Here is a 14,435-nt window from a genome sequence, read left to right as displayed (position 1 = left end):
TGAGATAAGGGGATGGTTGGTGTGGCGAAGCGATTGGATTTCCCCAGGGGATTGGGTGAGACCGGCATCGAGCCCGAGCGTACTGGCATGTACGTGGACCGCGACGGCGACATCTGGGAGAAGCGCGAGGACGGCTGGCGGCTGATGCTGCAGCGCGGGGTGGCCGTCGATCCCATGTCCCTGTGGGACTGGACCGACGGCCACGTCCGCGACTACGCGCCCTTCATGCCCGTCAGTGCCCGCCGCTGAGGCTATTTCGGTACGAGCGCACCGCTGAGATGGTCGTAGGCCCACCCGATCGGCTCCGGCCACGCGTCGGAAAGTGGGCAGCGCCGCCTCCATCCACGCCTGCTGGTTGTGCACCGCGGGCACATCCTGCAGGAATTCGACCGCGGCCGAACAGTTGTAGGCCTGCGCGGTATTGACGGTCAGCGTGCGCAGCCGGGCTTGCGCCTCGCCCATATCGCTCTCCATCGAGCAGCGAATGGTGCCCCCAGCACGCCGTGTCCGGCGATATCGGTGCGAACCTCGTCCAGGCTCAACGATTTCAGGTGATCGGTGCGAACTCCGACGACTGGGCAAGGGCCCACCGGATCCAAAACAGAGTCGTTACGGCCATATGCCGTCCGAGCCGAGACTACTACGGTGAACCAGGAATTCGCCATCCGTTAGCTGATGCGTCGGCTGGCTCGTTGTCAAGAAGAGTCGCGCCGACGTGTCACCCGAGCCCGTGAGGTGATCATGACCCAGGGTTGGCCCAGTTCGAGGGGTTCCTTCGACTCGTTCGACGACATCTTCAACCGATTCTTCGGATCCGGAATGTCCCGCCAGCCACCGGTGCAGCGGATCGACCTGCGTCGTTTGCTGAGCGAGAGCGCCAAACAGGTCGTCGAGGACGCCCGCAAGGCCGCACACGACTGGGGCAGCACCGAGATCACCCCCGAACATCTGCTCTACGCGGCCGCCGGCATCGAGCCCTCCAAGAGCATCATCGCCGAAATCGGCCGGGATCCAGAACAATTGCGCAAGCAGATGCGGGCCGCCGCGGGCAGCGGCGTCGGCGCGCACGGCGGCGGGCACGCGCTGGTCCTGAGCCCGGCGGCCAAGCTGGCGCTGCGCAATTCGCAGCGCAGCGCCGCCGGGGCGGGCAGCAGCTACATCGGCCCGGAACACATTCTGCTGGGCATCGCGGGCCTGCCCGAAAGCCCGGCCGCCCAGGCGCTGTCGGGCACGAAGATGCCCGCGCCCACCGCCGCCAAGGAACCGTCGGAGACCCCGACCCTGGACGAATACGGCCGCGACCTCACCGCCGAGGCGCGTGCGGGCAAGGTGGACCCGGTGGTAGGCCGGGCCGAGGAGATCGAGCAGACCGTCGAGATCCTCTCGCGGCGGCGCAAGAACAACCCGGTCCTCATCGGCGACCCGGGCGTCGGCAAGACCGCCATCGTGGAAAGCCTGGCCCAGCGCATCGTCAATGGCGATGTGCCCGAGACGCTCGCGGACCGCCGCGTCATCGCCCTGGACGTGAGTTCCATGGTGGCGGGCAGCAAGTACCGCGGCGAGTTCGAGGAGCGGCTGACCAAGGTGCTCGACGAAGTGCGCGCGCACTCCGACGAATTGGTGGTCTTCATCGACGAGTTGCACACCATCGTGGGCGCGGGCGGTGGTGGCGAGGGGTCGATGGACGCGGGCAATATGCTCAAGCCCGCGCTGGCCCGCGGTGAGCTGCACGCCATCGGCGCGACCACCATCGACGAGTACCGCAAGTACATCGAGAAGGACGCCGCGCTGGAGCGGCGCTTCCAGCCGGTCATGGTGTCCGAGCCATCGGTGAGCGACACCATCGAGATCCTGCGCGGACTCTCGGATGTGTACGAGGAGCACCACCAGGTGCGGTATCTGGACGAGGCGCTGGTCGCGGCCGCCGAGCTGTCCGACCGCTACATAACCGACCGGTTCATGCCGGACAAGGCCATCGACCTGGTGGACCAGGCGGGCGCGCGGGTGCGGCTGCGCGAGCGCACGCCGGACCCGAAGGTGCGGGAGCTGGAAGACAAGCTGGCGCACCTGAATCGGGAGAAGGACGCCGCGGTCGCCGCCGAGGACTACGAGAAGGCCAACAAGATCAAGGCCGAGATCGCCAGGACCGAGCAGAAGACCGCCGACGAGGTGGACCGCACCTCGATTCCGACCGTCGAGATCACCGATATCGCCGAGGTGGTGTCGCGTCAGACCGGCATCCCGGTCGCCGACCTCACCACCGAGGACCGCGCGAAACTGCTGAAGCTGGAACAGGATCTGCACAAGCGGGTGGTCGGCCAGGAGGAGGCCATCATCGCGGTCGCCGAGGCGGTGCGCCGCGCCCGCGCCGGGCTCAAGGATCCCAACCGGCCCATCGGCTCGTTCCTGTTCCTCGGTCCCACCGGCGTCGGCAAGACCGAGCTCGCGAAGGCGCTGGCGGAGGCCGTGTTCGGTGACGAGGACCGGCTCATCCGCTTCGATATGAGCGAGTTCCAGGAGAAGCACACGGTGTCGCGGCTGGTCGGCGCGCCGCCCGGATACGTGGGCTACGACGACGCCGCCCAGCTCACCGACAAGGTGCGCCGCCAGCCGTATTCGGTGATCCTGTTCGACGAGGTCGAGAAGGCGCATCCGGACGTGTTCAATGTCCTGCTGCAACTGCTCGACGACGGCCGCGTCACCGACTCCAAGGGCCGCACCGTCGATTTCAAGAACACCATCGTCATTCTCACCAGCAATATCGGCTCCGACCTCATCCTGGCGGCGAAAGACGGTGACCTGGACTCGATCACGCCGCAGCTGGAGGAGCGCCTGCGCAAGCAGTTCCGCCCCGAATTCCTCAACCGGCTCGACGAGCAGATCATCTTCCACCGCCTCGACAAGTCCCAGCTCCGCAATATCGTGAACCTGGTCCTCGACGGCACCCGTCGCCGCCTGCACGCCCAGGACATCGCCCTCGACGTCTCCGACAAGGCCATGGATTGGCTGGCGGACAACGGTTATCAGCCCGAGTTCGGCGCGCGACCGCTGCGCCGCACGGTCCAGAAGCAACTCGACAACGCGCTGTCGAAGAAGCTCCTCGAGGGCGCGCTGGCCCCCGGCGACACCGTCCGCATCGACGCCGACGACAACGGCCTGCAAATCGAGGCCATCCACCACACCGGGCCCAAGGGCACCGACGACAAGGTGGTCGAGGAATCCATCCTCACGGTCGGCAAGGGCGGAAAGTCCAAGTCGGCCAACGGGAATGGCCACGGCAAGAACGGCACGGCCAAGTCCGGCGGCAAGGCCGCCACGGGCAAGAGCTGACGGCCGAATCCACGAAAGCGCCGCGCCGGGATCACTCCGGCGCGGCGCTCTGTTTTCGGTTCGATATTCGAATTACGACTGCTGCGCCGTCACCGTCATGCGCGCGTACCCGATGGTGTGGCGGTTGATGGTGAAGGCCGCCAGGGCGGGCAGGGTGCTGCCGGGCAGGCCGAGGGAGGGAGTGTCCAAGGCCAGCACGGTGATCCAGTAGTAGTGCAGGCGGCGTCTCGGGCGGCCCCGGTGTCGGCCGACTGCGTGACACTTTTGAATATGGGTTAACTTCTTGGGTATGGACCATGACCGCGACGCCGCGCCGCTATCCCTGGGCGACCAGGTCGCCGACGGGCTCTTCCCGCCGCACCACCCCGGCTGCTTCGGCTGCGGCCCCGCGAATCCGGCCTCACCGCACATCGTCTTCGGGCGCTACGGCGACACCGTGCGCGGCACCTTCACCATGGACGAGCGGCATCAGGGCGCGCCCGGTGTGGCGCACGGCGGCATTGTGGCCGCGGCCCTGGACGACGCCTGCGGCGCGATCCTGGTCCCGCTGCGCCAGCCCGCCGTCACGGTGAAACTCGACGTCACCTTTCGCACCCCCGCCCGCCTGCACCGTGACTACGTGGTCACCGCGGTGCTCGCCGCCCGCGAGGGCCGCAAACTCTTCATCGACACCACCCTGACCGACGGCGACACCGTGATCGCCACCGGCCGAGCGATTTTCGTCGCCGTCGACACCGAGCACTTCCTGAGCCTCGGCGCGACCCCCGGCGACATGTCCAGCATCGGAGTCTGACCGACCAGGTGGACGCGCAGGTGACCGGCCCTGGGAGCTAACGGGTCAGAAGTACCACTGGGCCACCAGGCCCGCGAGCGCGCCGCCGACGAGCGGGCCCAGCACCGGGACCCAGGCGTAGGACCAGTCGGCGTTCTTCTCGGTGGAGGAGATCGGGTCGCCCGGGTTCTCCTCGATGACCCGCCGGGCAGCATCCTGCTCGAAGGAACGACTGCCGCCCGCGCCCACCGCGGCCGGAATGCGTTCCGGCACCACGTTCGCCGCCCGGCGGGTGGGCAGCAGGGCGTAGGCGATGCGGGGGCCGAGGTCGCGGGCCGGGTTGATGGCGTAGCCGGTCGGGCCGCCCAGGGACGCGCCGATGCCCACCACCAGCAGGGCCGCCGCCAGCGGGCCCAGGCCGCTGGGGGTCTTGCCGAAGGCCAGGATCACGAAGACCAGCACGAAGGTGGCGATGACCTCGGTGAGGAAGTTCCAGGTGTAGGAGCGGATGGCGGGGCCGGTGGAGAACACGCCGAGCTTCTTGCCCTCGTCGGGGTCCTCGTCGAAATGCTTCTTGTAGACCACGTAGGTGGCGCACGCGCCGAGGAACGCGCCGACCAGCTGACCCGACAGGTAGGCAACGGTATTGGTGAAATTCACTTCGATGCCCGGCGCGTATTCCTTTGCGCCGGAGAAGAGATTGCCGATGGTGACCGCCGGATTGAGGTGACCGCCGGTCTTGTAGGCGACGTACACGCCGCCGAAAACGCCGAGGCCCCAACCGAAGGTGATCAGCAGCCAGCCGCCGTCGAAACCTTTCGACTTCGCCAGCACCACATTGGCAACCACACCGGCACCCAGCAGTATCAGAACTCCGGTACCCAGTGCCTCACTGACAAAGATAGAGCTGAAGCCCATTGATTCGCCTTCCGATCGGCGTCCGATGCCACTCTGAACCAGACTCTACGGTCTTTCGCTCAGCAAACCTTTAGACACACGCTAGAGGTAACCGGACGTCGAGCACAAGTTCCGAAAATCCTTCCGGCACAGTGCGATTCGGATCACGAGAGACGGCTGTAGCGCCGCGCGGAGATCGCCCCGTGCGGCGCTACAGCTCGATATTCGAAATCAGGCGGTGGCGACCAGACGCGCCGCGTTCGCGGCCTCGTCGTCCTTCTCCTCGTTCGCGGCCAGCTCGGCGTGCACGCGGTCGAAGTACCGGTTGATCTCGGTGTTGGTGCGCTCCTCGGTCCAGCCCAGGTGCGGCGCGATCAGGCGGGCGATCTCCGGGGCCGCCTTCAGGCCGCGGTCGGACACCTCGATGGAGATGCGGGTGCGGCGGGTGAGCAGGTCGTCCAGGTGCAGCGCGCCCTCGTGGGTGGCGGCGTAGACGGCCTCGGCCCCGATGTAGTCCTCCGCGCCCGGAATCGGCTGCCGCAGTTCGGGAACCGCGGCGATGAGGGCGAAGATGTCCTTGGCCAGCGAGCCGTAGCGGCCCAGCAGGTGCTCCACGGTCTCGACCGGCAGCTCGGCCCGCGCGGCCACATCGGCGATGGCGTCCAGCATGTCCTGGTAGCCGACCGCGCCCAGGACGGGCAGGTTGGCGGTGACCGACGGCGCGACATCGCTGCCCAGGCGCTCGGCGGCGGCGTCCACCACGTCGGCGGCCATCACCCGGTAGGTGGTGTACTTGCCGCCCGCGATGACGAACAGGCCGGGAGCGGGCTCTGCGACCGCGTGCTCCCGCGAGAGCTTGGAGGTCTCCTTGGACGCGCCGGTCATGAGCGGCCGCAGGCCCGCGTAGGTGCCGACGATGTCGGCGCGGGTGAGCGGTTCGCGCAGCAGCGAATTGACGTGGTCGAGGATGTACTGCACGTCCCCGGCGGTGGCGGTCGGATGGTTCTTGTCCAGCGACCAGTCGGTGTCGGTGGTGCCGATGATCCAGTGCTCGGCCCACGGAATCACGAACAGCACCGACTTCTCGGTCTTCATCGCGATGCCGGTGCCCATGTCCAGCTTCTCGCGCGGCACCATGATGTGCACGCCCTTGGACATGCGCACGTGGAACGGGAAGTCCACGCCCGTCATCTTGATCATGTCGTCGGTCCACACGCCGGTCGCCGAGATCACGGTCTTGGCCCGGATGCTGTGCTCCAGACCGGTTTCCAGATCCAGCACCTTCGCACCGACCACGCGTTCGCCGTCGCGCAGCAGCGCGGTGACCTTGGTGCGGGTCAGCACGGTCGCGCCGTGCTGGGCGGCGGTGCGGGCGATCATCATGGTGTGGCGGGCGTCGTCGACCTGCGCGTCGTAGTAGCGGATGGCACCGGTCATGGCGTCTTCCTTGAGCGCCGGGGCCAATTCCAGTGCGCCCGAACGGCTCAGGTGCCGGTGCATGGGCACCGAGCGCGCGCCGCCCATGGTGTCGTAGAGGGCTATGCCCGCGCCGATGTAGAAGCGCTCGTAGTGCTTCTGCAGCGGGAACAGGAACGAGACGGGGTGCACCAGGTGCGGGGCCAGCTTGTTGAGCAGCAGCCCGCGCTCCTTCAAAGCCTCACGGACCAGGGCGAAGTCGTACTGCTCCAGGTAGCGCAGGCCGCCGTGGATGAGCTTGGAGGACCGGCTGGAAGTGCCGGCGGCGAAGTCGCGCGCCTCGACCAGGGTGACGGACAGACCGCGCGCGGCGGCGTCGAGGGCGGCGCCCGCTCCGGTCACTCCACCACCGATCACGAGAACGTCGATTTCGGTGTCGCCGAGCGAATCAATCGCCCGGGCGCGGTAGGCGGGATCCAGTTGTGCGGACACGAAATTACTCCTTGTTATCGGTGAATCGAAGTCTGTTGCCGGTCAGCGCTTTTGGTCGTCGTCATCGTCGAGGCCGACCCAGTCGAGGGTGCGCGAGACGGCCTTGAGCCAGCGCGCGTAGCCCTTCTGCCGCGCATCCTCGGTCCAGGCGGGCTGCCAGTTCTTGTCCTCGCGCCAGTTGGCGACGAGTTCGTCTGTGTTACGCCAGAATCCGACCGCCAGACCCGCGGCGTAGGCCGCGCCGAGTGCGGTGGTCTCGGCAACCACCGGGCGCGAGACCGGCACGCCGAGGAAGTCGGCCTGGATCTGCATGGCCAGTTCATTGGCGGTGACGCCGCCGTCCACGCGCAGGGTGTCGAGCTTGACGCCGGAGTCCTGCTGCATGGCCTCGACCACGTCGCGGGTCTGGTAGCAGATGGATTCCAGGGTGGCCCTGGCGATGTGGGCGTTGTTGCTGAAGCGCGACAGGCCCACGATGACGCCGCGGGCGTCCGCGCGCCAGTACGGCGCGAACAGGCCGGAGAAGGCGGGCACGAAGTAGACGCCGCCATTGTCGGTCACCTGAAGAGCAAGGGCCTCAACCCTTTCCGCGCCCGAGATGATGCCGAGCTGGTCGCGCAGCCACTGCACGGCCGACCCGGTGACGGCGATGGAGCCCTCCAGCGCGTACACCGGCTTCTCGTCGCCGAACTGGTAGGCGACCGTGGTCAGCAGGCCGTGCTTGGAGTGCACGATCTCGGTGCCGGTATTGAGCATCAGGAAGTTGCCGGTGCCGTAGGTGTTCTTGGCCTCGCCGGGGCGGAAGCAGACCTGGCCGACGGTGGCGGCCTGCTGGTCGCCCAGCACGCCCGCGATCTTCACCGCGCTCTTGAAGGGTCCGTCCGGGTTGGTGGTGCCGAAGCCCTCCGGATTCGAGGACGGCGCGATGCGCGGCAGCATGGCCCGCGGCACCCCGAACACGGCGAGCAATTCGTCGTCCCAGTCCAGGGTTTCGAGGTTCATGAGCATGGTGCGCGAGGCATTGGTGGGGTCGGTGATGTGCACGCCGCCGTGGACGCCGCCGGTGAGGTTCCAGATCAGCCAGGTGTCGGGGGTGCCGAAGAGGGCGTCGCCGTTCTCCGCGTCCTCCCGCACGCCGGGGACATTGTCGAGGATCCACTTGAGCTTGCCGCCGGAGAAGTACGGTGCGGGCGGCAGTCCGGCCCGCTCGCGAATCAGCTCGCCGTTGCCCGCCTTCTCGATGTCGGCGACGATGCGATCGGTGCGTGTGTCCTGCCAGACGATGGCGTTGTAGTAGGGGACTCCGGTGCGGCGGTCCCACACGATGGTGGTCTCACGCTGATTGGTGACGCCGACCGCGACCAGATCGGCGGCGGTGAGGCGGGCCCCGGCCAGGGCGCTCTTGATGACGGTGCGGGCGCGCTCCCAGATCTCCGCCGGATTGTGTTCGACCCAACCGGCCTGGGGAAGAATCTGTTCGTGCTCGAGCTGATGGCGGGCAACTACATTGCCGCCGTGGTCGAACACCATGAATCGCGTGGAGGTCGTGCCTTGATCGATGGCTCCGACGTACTGCGTCATCGCGGTCCTTTCCGGAAACTCGGCATTGAGTCCGTTTGCCCGGGTCCCCGGGGAGGCGGCGGGCGCTGGCCGGTCGAGACCGGGCCCGACGTCCACGCTACGAAGTGAAATGGCTCCGGGACAGGCGACGCGTTCGACAATGCCGAACGGTTTGCTGATAGGTTACGAGCATGCCGGGACCGATCCAGTCGATCGAGCGTGCCGCGGCCATTCTGCGGCTGCTGGCGCGCGGGTCCGGGCGCATGGGGGTCGGGGAGATCGCCGCGGCGCTGGGACTGGCCAAGCCGACCGCGCACGGGATCCTGCGGACGCTGCAGGGCGTGGGGTTCGTGGACCAGGACGCGGCCAGCGGCAAGTACCAGTTGAGTCCGGCGCTCCAGGATCTCGGGGCCGGGCACCTGGATGCCAACGAGTTGCGTTCGCGGGCCATCAATCGGGCCGACGCGCTGGCCGCGCGCAGCGGGGAATCGGTGCGGATCGCCGCGCCGGTGGACGGGGGAGTGGCGGTGATCCACCACGTCTTCCGGCCCGACAACACCGAACAGGAACTCGCGGTCGGGGAGGAATTGCCGCCGCACGCAACGGCTCTGGGCAAGGTGCTGCTGGCCTACGACGGCGAGCTGGCCGACGCCGTCGGTGCGGGCGGGCTGCCCGCGCTCACCCACCGCACCATTACCGATCCGGTTCTGCTGCGGCGCACCATCTCCGAGGTGCGGCGCAGCGGGTGGGCGGGCGATATCGGCGAATACCGTTCCGGCGAGGCGAGTGTCGCCGCGCCGATTCGCTCGCGCGGTGGTTTGGTGGTGGGCGCCATCGGCATCACCGGGCCGGTGGATCGGCTCTGCGACGGGCAATTGCGTTTCCGGCCCGCGCCGATCGCCCAGGTGCGCGACGCTGCCGCCGCCGTATCGCGGGATCTCGGAGGTTCACAATGACGCAACGGTATGTGCTCGCCATCGATCAGGGCACCACCTCCACCCGCGCCATCCTCTTCGACCAGCGGGCCCGGCTGACCGGGGTGGCGCAGCGCGAGCACAAGCAGCACTACCCGCGGCCGGGCTGGATGGAACAGGACGCGCTCGAGATCTGGCGCAATGTGGAGCGCATCGTGCCTGCGGCACTGCGGGATTCGGGCATCACCCTGGACCAGGTGGCGGCGCTGGGGATCGCGAACCAGCGCGAGACCACGGTGGTGTGGGACCGCAATACCGGAACGCCCATCGGGCGCGCCATCGTGTGGCAGGACGTGCGCACCGAGGAACTCGTCGAACGGATGCGGGAATCGCCGGGGGCGCAACGGATTCGGGAGCTGTGCGGCCTGCCGCTGGCCACCTACTTCGCCGCCCCGCGGCTGCGCTGGCTGCTGGATCGGACGCCGGGACTGCGCGAGCGCGCCGAACGCGGCGAGGTGCTGTTCGGGACCATGGAGACCTGGCTCATCTGGAATCTCACCGGCGGCGCGGACCACGGCGTGCACGTCACCGACGTGACGAACGCGGGTCGCACGCTGCTGATGAACCTGTCCACGCTGGAGTGGGACGATGAACTGTTGCGGTTCTTCGACATTCCCAAGGCGATGCTGCCACGCATCCAGCCCTCGACCGGTGAGTTCGGGACCGCGCGGCGGGTGCTGCCGGGCGTGCGGATCGCGGCGGCGCTGGGGGATCAGCACGCGGCGCTGTTCGGGCAGACCTGCTTCGCCCCGGGTGAGACCGAATGCACTTACGGCACAGGCGGATTCCTGCTCATGAACACCGGGCGGGAACGGGTGCGGTCCAAGCACGGGCTGCTGACCACCATCGGATACCAGATCGGTCCGGAGCCGGTGTACGCCCTCGAGGGTCCGATCGCGGTGACCGGGTCGCTGGTGCAGTGGCTGCGCGACAATATCGGGCTGATCGCGAGCGCGCCCGAGATCGAAACCCTCGCGGGCACAGTGCAGGACAATGGCGGCTGCTATCTGGTGCCCGCCTTCTCCGGCCTCTACGCACCGCACTGGCGCAGTGATGCGCGCGGGTTGCTGATCGGGCTCACGTCGTATGTCACCAAGGGCCACATCGCCCGTGCCGTGCTGGAGGCGACCGCCTGGCAGACCCGGGACGTGGTGGAGGCCATGGACGCCGACTCCGGGCTGCGCGCCGGGGCGCTGCGGGTGGCGGGCGGCATGACCTCCGACAACCTGCTCATGCAGATCATCGCCGATGTCCTCGACATACCGGTCATGCGTCCCATCGTGGCCGAGACGGTGTCGCTCGGCGCGGCCTACGCGGCGGGCCTGGCGGTCGGTTATTGGCCGGATCTCGAGGGCCTGCGCCACAATTGGCGCGTCGCCGCGCAGTGGCTGCCGCGCATGGATCCGGCGCTGCGGGTAGAGGAATACGACAATTGGAAGCGGGCCGTGGAGCTCACCTTCGGCTGGTTACGGCCCAGGAAGTCCGTGCCCTAACGTTGCAGGTATGCGGCTCTACGTCGGTTGCGCAATGTGGCAACACCCGGATTGGCAGGAGAAGCCGCTACCCCCGGCCGAACGCCTGCGCACCTACGCCTCCTGGTGCAACGCGGTGGAGGGCAACACCACCTTCTACGCCGTCCCGCAGCGCCGCACCGTCCAATCCTGGGCCCGCCAAACCGATCCCGACTTCCGCTTCGTGATGAAGCTGCCCCGCGCCATCACCCACGAGCGCCGCCTCACCGGCATCGACGACGAGATGGCCGCCTTCCTCGACGCCATCGAACCCCTCGGCCGCCGCCTGCACGCCCTGTGGGTCCAGCTCCCCGCCTCCTTCACCGCCCTCCCCGCCCTGGCGCACCTCCTCGACGGCCTGCCCGCCCACTACCGCTGCGCCGTCGAGGTCCGCCACCCCGTCTTCTTCGAAAACCCCAGGGCCACCGACCAACTCGAATCGCTGCTGGAATCCGCCGGCGCGGAATGGATCCCCTTCGACACCGCCGTCCTGTTCACCGGCCCCGCCACCAGCCCCGCCGAATACGAGGCCCGAGCCAAGAAACCGAACAACCCCCGCCGCACCCGGGCCCTCACCGAATTCCCGATAGTCCGCTACCACGGCCGAGACGACCTGCGCGCCACCGTCGAAGGCTGGCAACCCTGGGTGGAAACCACCGTCGCCTGGCTCCGGGAAGGCCGCTCCCCGACGATCTTCATCCACACCCCCGACAACGCCGCCTCCCGCACCCTGGCCCGCCGCTTCCACGCCGAGGTCCGAGCCCGCCTTCCCGAACTCGATCCGCTCCCGGACCCGCTCCCGACCGATCCCATGACGCTGTTCTGATCGTGGAGTGGCACAGGGGGATTTGTCGGAATTGCTCGCCGCCCTGTGCCACTCGGCGATTCAGCCGATGAGGGCCGGTGCCTGTTCGGCGCGCTGGGCCTCGCGGGCCAGGGCGCGGTCGCGTTGTTCCTCGAATCGGACCACGTCCTTGCGGAGCTGGTCGAGGAACTCGCCGAGTTCGTTGCGGCGGCGGTCGCCGAACGTGCCGAAGTCGGTGCGGTCGAAGATGTTCCACTTCTTGAGGTTGGGCAGCAGGACCTCCTCCAAGTGCTGGCGGAGGTCGTAGATGCCGTGCTTGGCCATGAGGACGCCATTGCGGCGGAAGTTGGGCATGCCCATGCCGGGCATCTGGAAGGCCATGACGATATTGGCAATGGCGTCGATGGCCTGGTCGGGCGAGACGTCCAGGGCCGCACCGCAGATATTGCGGTAGAAGATCATGTGCAGGTTCTCGTCGGCGGCGATGCGCTGCAGCATTCGGTCCGCTATGGGGTCATTGCATACTTTGCCGGTATTTCGGTGTGAAACGCGAGTTGCCCATTCCTGGAACGTGACATAAGCGACCGAATGCATGAATCCGGCATCGGCGCGGACCTCTCGATCGCTGTACTGCTTGATCAGCCGCGCCGGGCTGTAGCCGTTGGTCATGTGAATCATGCGGTCCCGCTCCAGCGCGACCGGATCCACGCCGCGGGTCACCACCAGGTAGTCGCGAATCACGATGCCGTGCCGGTTCTCCTCGGCCGTCCAGCGGCCCACCCAGGTGCCCCACGCGCCGTCCTGGGAGAAGTTCTCGGCGATTTCCCGGTGGTAGCTGGGTAGATTGTCCTCGGTGAGAAGATTGGTGATCATGGCCGCCTTGGCGACTTCGCTGAGCTTGGACTGTTCCGGATCCCAGTCGACGCCGTCCATAGCTGCAAAGTTGCGACCGAGATCCCAAGGCACGTAGTCGTGCGGGTGCCAGTCCTTGGCCATCGATAGATGGCGGTGCACATTCTGCTCGGCAATCGGCTCCAGCTCCATGAGCAGCTCCAACTGCGTGAGACTCCTGGCCACGATCGTGTGCCCTCCCTCGAAATGGCTCGACGCTGCGAGAATGATGGTGGAGAACAGAATGCTGGGGATCGGCGTGCGCCGCCGCGGCGAAGTGGACCCGGGGATTGAAAAGGGATGCCCGCGTGTCGCTTAATGAGACTGGTCGGCTCCGCCTCGGATAATCTAGCCCAGTTCGCCGATGATTGGCTTCATACCCCGCCGATGCGTTCCCGGCAGGGCCCGCTAGCTAGCTGCAACCCAGTCCTTGACAGCCCACGCGAATCGAATCCTCGTTCGCCGAAGCATTGCTACGGAGAGTGAACATGCAGACGCCCAACCGCAGGAAGTTCCCCGACGTCGTTGTCACCGCGCTCGCGGCGACCACCTCCATCGCGGGAGACGTCGACTCGACGTGGAAGGGACTACTCAACGGGGAGAGCGGGATCGATGTCCTGGAAGACAGCTTCCTCGACGATTTCGGCCTCCCGGTCCGCATCGGCGGCCACCTCAAGGTGTCGCCGACCGGCCAGCTCACCAAGGCGGAGGGCCGGCGCTGGTCCTACGTCGAACAGATGGCGGTGGTGCTGGGCCGCGAGGTCTGGGCCAATGCCGGATCCCCGGACGTGGACCACGACCGCCTGGCCGTCTCCATCGGGACCGGCCTGGGCGGTGCGGAAATGCTCATGTCCGCGCGCGACAAGCTGGTCAACGGCGGCTACCGCAAGGTGGTCCCGAGCACCGTGCAGGCCGTCATGCCCAATGGCGCAGCCGCCTGCGTCGGGGTGGAGCTGCGCGCGAGGGCCGGTGTGTCCACGCCTGTTTCGGCCTGTTCATCCGGTGCGGAGGCCATTGCCAATGCGTGGCGGATGGTCGTCATGGGCGATGCCGACATGGTCGTCACGGGGGGTGTGGAGGGCTCCATCCAGGCGCTGCCCATTGCCGGGTTCTCCATGATGCGTGCCATGAGCACCCGCAACCACGACCCCAAGGGCGCGTCGCGGCCCTTCGACTCGGACCGCGATGGCTTCGTTTTCGGCGAGGCGGGCGCGCTCATGATCATCGAGACGGAGGAGCACGCCAAGGCGCGCGGCGCCACCATCCACGCTCGCATCATGGGCGCGGGCATCACCTCCGATGGTTTTCATCTGGTCGCCCCCGATCCGGAGGGTACGGGCGCGGCGCGCGCCATGAGTCGCGCCATGGAGTACGCCGGGCTTTCGAAATCCGATGTCTCCCATATCAATGCGCACGCCACCGGCACCCCGATCGGTGATACCTCGGAGGCGAACGCCATCAAGCAAGCCGTCGGCAACCATGCCGCGGTGTACGCGCCGAAGTCCGCTCTCGGGCATTCGATCGGCGCTGTCGGTGCGCTGGAGTCGGTCATCACCGTGCTCAGCGTGCGGGACGGAATCATCCCTCCCACACTGAATCTGGAGAATCAGGACCCCGAGATCGACCTGGACGTGGTCAAAGGCCAGGCCCGGCAGGGGAGCTACGACTACGCACTGAACGACTCCTTCGGCTTCGGCGGGCACAACGTGGCCATTGCTTTCGGTCGCTACTGATACCGCGACCGAACCGGACCGAGTGACGCGGCAAACCGGCACCTGCTAGTGTCC

11 protein-coding genes are annotated in these 14,435 nt (G+C 67.5%); 7 read left to right on the top strand and 4 right to left on the bottom strand.

Annotation, left to right across the window (positions count from 1 at the left end; all coding sequences use genetic code 11):
- Positions 1–21: 21 nt before the first annotated feature.
- The 3 genes from NS2_RS08445 to NS2_RS08435 all read left to right on the top strand — a co-directional run bounded on the left by NS2_RS08445 (position 22) and on the right by NS2_RS08435 (position 4,123).
- Positions 22–249, top strand: a complete 228-nt coding sequence (locus tag NS2_RS08445) for a hypothetical protein (RefSeq protein ID WP_143161201.1) — start codon at positions 22–24, stop codon at positions 247–249.
- Between the two features lie 492 nt (positions 250–741).
- Positions 742–3,330: an ATP-dependent Clp protease ATP-binding subunit gene (locus tag NS2_RS08440; protein WP_081985766.1), complete on the top strand. Its 2,589-nt coding sequence runs from the start codon at positions 742–744 to the stop codon at positions 3,328–3,330.
- Between the two features lie 289 nt (positions 3,331–3,619).
- On the top strand, positions 3,620–4,123 hold the full coding sequence (locus NS2_RS08435) for a PaaI family thioesterase (protein WP_081985765.1): 504 nt from the start codon (positions 3,620–3,622) through the stop codon (positions 4,121–4,123).
- Positions 4,124–4,168: 45 nt separating this feature from the next.
- On the opposite strand, the gene NS2_RS08430 is transcribed toward NS2_RS08435, so the two are convergent.
- From NS2_RS08430 to glpK (NS2_RS08420), 3 genes are all read right to left on the bottom strand, one after another.
- The gene (locus NS2_RS08430) at positions 4,169–5,020 is read right to left on the bottom strand and encodes an MIP/aquaporin family protein (protein ID WP_033086795.1); all 852 of its coding nucleotides are present in this window, start codon (positions 5,018–5,020) and stop codon (positions 4,169–4,171) included.
- Between the two features lie 210 nt (positions 5,021–5,230).
- Complete coding sequence (gene glpD / locus NS2_RS08425; RefSeq protein ID WP_033086796.1) at positions 5,231–6,907, bottom strand: glycerol-3-phosphate dehydrogenase; 1,677 nt, start codon at positions 6,905–6,907, stop codon at positions 5,231–5,233.
- 42 nt (positions 6,908–6,949) lie between these two features.
- Positions 6,950–8,488 (bottom strand): glycerol kinase GlpK, encoded by a 1,539-nt coding sequence (glpK, locus tag NS2_RS08420; protein WP_033086797.1) that lies wholly within the window; start codon positions 8,486–8,488, stop codon positions 6,950–6,952.
- A gap of 170 nt (positions 8,489–8,658) precedes the next feature.
- On the opposite strand from glpK (NS2_RS08420), the gene NS2_RS08415 reads away from it, so the two are divergent.
- The 3 genes from NS2_RS08415 to NS2_RS08405 are packed head-to-tail and all read left to right on the top strand — an operon-like array spanning position 8,659 to position 11,778.
- Positions 8,659–9,423 (top strand): IclR family transcriptional regulator, encoded by a 765-nt coding sequence (locus tag NS2_RS08415; RefSeq protein ID WP_033086798.1) that lies wholly within the window; start codon positions 8,659–8,661, stop codon positions 9,421–9,423.
- Positions 9,420–10,934, top strand: a complete 1,515-nt coding sequence (gene glpK / locus NS2_RS08410; RefSeq protein WP_147207123.1) for a glycerol kinase GlpK — start codon at positions 9,420–9,422, stop codon at positions 10,932–10,934. Before NS2_RS08415 ends, glpK (NS2_RS08410) begins: the two co-directional genes overlap by 4 nt.
- 10 nt (positions 10,935–10,944) lie before the next feature.
- Positions 10,945–11,778: a DUF72 domain-containing protein gene (locus NS2_RS08405; RefSeq protein WP_033086800.1), complete on the top strand. Its 834-nt coding sequence runs from the start codon at positions 10,945–10,947 to the stop codon at positions 11,776–11,778.
- Positions 11,779–11,838: 60 nt separating this feature from the next.
- On the opposite strand, the gene NS2_RS08400 is transcribed toward NS2_RS08405, so the two are convergent.
- Positions 11,839–12,834 carry an acyl-ACP desaturase gene (locus NS2_RS08400; protein WP_033086801.1) on the bottom strand — a complete coding sequence of 332 codons (996 nt, stop codon included), beginning with the start codon at positions 12,832–12,834 and terminating at the stop codon, positions 11,839–11,841.
- A 302-nt stretch (positions 12,835–13,136) separates the two neighbouring features.
- Here NS2_RS08400 and NS2_RS08395 point away from each other — a divergent pair, with 302 nt between their 5' ends.
- Positions 13,137–14,381 (top strand): KasA/KasB family beta-ketoacyl-ACP synthase, encoded by a 1,245-nt coding sequence (locus tag NS2_RS08395; protein WP_033086827.1) that lies wholly within the window; start codon positions 13,137–13,139, stop codon positions 14,379–14,381.
- Positions 14,382–14,435: the final 54 nt, after the last annotated feature.

The organism is Nocardia seriolae NBRC 15557 (genome assembly GCF_007990715.1).
Taxonomy (GTDB): Bacteria; Actinomycetota; Actinomycetes; order Mycobacteriales; family Mycobacteriaceae; genus Nocardia; species Nocardia seriolae.
Note: the sequence above shows the minus strand (reverse complement) of the source record. Positions and strands in the feature narration are given on the sequence as shown.

Bases quoted from the DNA above. Each gene is read 5' to 3' on its own strand.
- NS2_RS08405 (WP_033086800.1), top strand. From the start codon at position 10,945: ATGCGGCTCTACGTCGGTTGCGCAATGTGGCAACACCCGGATTGGCAG.
- NS2_RS08395 (WP_033086827.1), top strand. From the start codon at position 13,137: ATGCAGACGCCCAACCGCAGGAAGTTCCCCGACGTCGTTGTCACCGCG.
- NS2_RS08440 (WP_081985766.1), top strand. From the start codon at position 742: ATGACCCAGGGTTGGCCCAGTTCGAGGGGTTCCTTCGACTCGTTCGAC.
- NS2_RS08435 (WP_081985765.1), top strand. From the start codon at position 3,620: ATGGACCATGACCGCGACGCCGCGCCGCTATCCCTGGGCGACCAGGTC.
- glpK (WP_147207123.1), top strand. From the start codon at position 9,420: ATGACGCAACGGTATGTGCTCGCCATCGATCAGGGCACCACCTCCACC.
- NS2_RS08430 (WP_033086795.1), bottom strand. From the start codon at position 5,020: ATGGGCTTCAGCTCTATCTTTGTCAGTGAGGCACTGGGTACCGGAGTT.
- glpK (WP_033086797.1), bottom strand. From the start codon at position 8,488: ATGACGCAGTACGTCGGAGCCATCGATCAAGGCACGACCTCCACGCGA.
- NS2_RS08415 (WP_033086798.1), top strand. From the start codon at position 8,659: ATGCCGGGACCGATCCAGTCGATCGAGCGTGCCGCGGCCATTCTGCGG.